The 3,131-nt window shown below is 58.6% G+C and carries 2 protein-coding genes and 1 pseudogene; all 3 read left to right on the top strand.

The window, feature by feature from the left end:
- The coding region (locus tag WA354_RS17530) for a glycoside hydrolase family 1 protein (RefSeq protein ID WP_472814313.1) at positions 1 to 1,442 on the top strand (1,442 nt) is incomplete at its 5' end.
- 75 nt (positions 1,443 to 1,517) lie between these two features.
- Entirely contained in the window at positions 1,518 to 1,697 is a 180-nt protein-coding gene (locus WA354_RS17525) for a hypothetical protein (protein ID WP_472814312.1), read from the top strand.
- 877 nt (positions 1,698 to 2,574) lie between these two features.
- A pseudogene (locus WA354_RS17520) lies at positions 2,575 to 3,131 on the top strand (excinuclease ABC subunit UvrA); the annotation flags it as partial.

Genomic DNA, 3,131 nt, shown 5'->3' with positions numbered 1-3,131 from the left:
ATGTGCCCGGGGCGGTGGCGCAGGCGGAGATTGAGAGCGCACGGTTCCCGGATGGCTTTCTCTGGGGCACGGCCACTGCCGCTTTCCAGGTTGAGGGCGCCTGGAACGAGGACGGAAAGGGCGAGTCGATCTGGGACAAATTTACCCACACACCAGGCAAGGTAAAGGGCGGAACCACCGCTGATGTCGCCTGCGATCAATATCATCTTTATCCGCAGGACATGGCGCTGGCGAAAAGCCTCAACCAGAAAAGCTATCGCTTCTCTATCTCCTGGCCGCGGATCCAGCCCTCCGGGACCGGTGCGCCGAACATGAAAGGCATCGATCATTACAGCAAGTTCGTCGATACCATGCTGGAGCAAGGCCTTCGTCCGTTTTGCACCATCTATCACTGGGACCTGCCGCAGGCGTTGGAAGAGAAGGGTGGCTGGCCCAACCGCGATTTGGCCGGATATTACGCCGAATACGCAGGCATCCTCGCCAAGCATCTTGGAGATCGCATTACGGTCTGGGCTCCCTTCAATATGCCCTGGTCCGTCGCTTACATGGGATATGGCGTTGGCGCTTTTCCGCCTTGCCGCACCAACTTCGATGACTTTCTCAAAGCAGCGCATACGCTGACGCTTGCTCAGGCGGAGGCGCTTCGATCCATCAAGGCGGCGTCTTCGAAAGCCACCGTGGGCAGTGCATACGGCATGTGCCCCGCGTATCCCAAGACCGATTCGGAGGCGGACCGCGCAGCCGCCGCTCGCTATCACGCCATGAATAACGTGTTCTTCCTTGAAGCGGCGATGAAGGGCCACTATCCGAATGCGTTTGTGGGAGAGCCTCCGTATGAACGGATGGGGGTCAAGCCGGGGGACGAGAAGATCATGCACGCGCCGCTCGACTGGGTTGGTTTCCATTACTACACCCGCCGCATCGTTTCCGACGCGAGCCACGCGCAGGCGTTTAGCGGCGGAGGTTTCAGCGGCACCGAGATCGAGGCGGACCCCGCAACCGGGCGCGATCCATACACACGTTTCCGGGCGGAGATGCCCACCGAGGGCGCGCTTACGGAATCTGGATTGGAAGTGTGGCCTCGTGGCATCTATGACCTGGTGACGCAAATCTCGCGCGAGTATGACCACCCCATTATCGAAATCACTGAGAGCGGTTGCGGCTATCTCGATGCGCCATACGAGAAAGAGAATGGCCATGTGCCCGACACGCGGCGCATTGAATGGTTCAGGCAGGAACTGGCGGAACTGGCGCGAGCGATTGCCGATGGTGCGCGCGTGCGCTCATTTCATGCCTGGAGCCTGATCGATAACTTTGAATGGGCGAACGGACATACGGAGCGCTACGGGCTGATTTACGTCGACTATCGCGATCAGAAGCGGACGGTAAAGGATTCTGGTCTTTGGTATGCCAAGGTAGCGGCGACGAATCGGCTGGTGTAGCTGCGCGAAGCGTGAATTCAGTCGTACATCCGCGCCACGCGAGAAGCGCATCGAATCTGCCTGGGAGAGTGAACCATGGCGAATGAATCGAATTCCAATATTCCAGAACGTCCACACCCGACGCCTGCGGACGAACGTATGAATCCGGTTCCCGGCGACTGGGAAAGAATGGAACGCGAGGCCGATAAACTGGCCCACAAGGGCATCGAACGCGAGCACGAGTTCGACGAACAAGAGGGGCCGTTTACTAAGTAGGGGACCGTACGTTGCGGCGTTGCCGGCGGGGTAACCTTCCCGCCGGCATCGCTGTCTGCGATCTGATCACGAATAACCGGGCAATAAATTGATTTGTAAACCGGCTGGCTGGTTCAGTTTGCACAGCCTGCTGACACCTTCGGGGCATCTTGAAAACACGAAGGTCTCATGTCCCTAAGTAACTCTGGCAACTGGCGTAGTAACCCGCGAAATTCCACTTTCGTGATTCTGGAACGACTGAAGGGTAGAGCATCTTTGCTCCGAACTGGGGCATCCTTCTAACAGTACATGCGAGGTTCAGTTGGACCCCGCAAATCCCCAGAACACCAGGTGACATATGCTTTCCACCGCTTCAAGACGTTCGCCGGGCGATGTTGCGTCCTACCTGATGCTCCAACACTTCCCGTTAACCAGCGCGTATCTTTGCCAGGACTGCAATTCGATTGGGAACAATGCGAATCAGTGTCCTGCATGTGCGTCGGAGGTCCTTATGAGCCTCTCCGCCGTACTGAACCGCTCGAATGACTCAATGATGGAGTCGGAATATCCCTCTTTACCGGCCCTCGCGGTGGCTTCGGTCCGCGCGGGTTCGGCTTTGGCTGCCTAGGATTCTCCATGTTTCTCTTGTGTATGCGCGCCCGGCCCGGGATTGAATGAACGCCGGGGATGCTGAAGGGGTTCAGCGTGAGGCGCGCGACCACTTTCCTTCTTTTTCCGGCAGAAATTACCAGGACATCGATAGGACCTGATCCGCAGCGCGTGCTCGCGATGATGCAGCCGGTTTGCGCCTTATAATAAAGAATGGCTGGTTGCGCCCTGGGCCTCTCTGAGGCGACTGTGACGCGGCCGGAACTTTCATCATCCCGGTGTCTTCCCATTGAGTTCATCGAACGACGCGATCGTCATCCGCGGCGCGCGGACACACAATCTAAAGAACATCTCCTGCGAGATTCCTCACGGTAAGCTGACGGTTGTGAGTGGCGTGTCAGGTTCGGGCAAGAGTTCGCTTGCCTTTGACACGATCTACGCCGAGGGGCAGCGGCGGTATGTCGAGTCGCTGTCGGCCTATGCACGGCAGTTTCTTGAGCGGATTGAAAAGCCGGATGTGGACGAGATCGATGGGCTGGCTCCGGCAATCGCCATCAAGCAGAAGAATACGACGCGTAATCCCCGCTCGACAGTGGCGACGGCGACGGAGATCTACGACTACCTGCGGCTGCTTTACGCGCGTGCCGGAGAAGTGCACTGCATTTACTGCGATGGGCTGGTGAAGCGCGACTCGATGGACGAGGTCGCGGAAGCGGTGCTGGCGCTGGGTGAGGGTACGCGGCTGAATGCGCTGTTCCCGGTGCGTCACGAGATGCCGGCGGCGGAGCCGGTGAAAGCGGCCAAACGCGGCGGGAAGGCAGCGGAGAAGGCAGCCGGAAAAGCTGC

Source organism: Occallatibacter sp. (assembly GCF_049802275.1).
Lineage (GTDB): Bacteria > Acidobacteriota > Terriglobia > Terriglobales > Acidobacteriaceae > Telmatobacter.
Note: the sequence above shows the minus strand (reverse complement) of the source record. Positions and strands in the feature narration are given on the sequence as shown.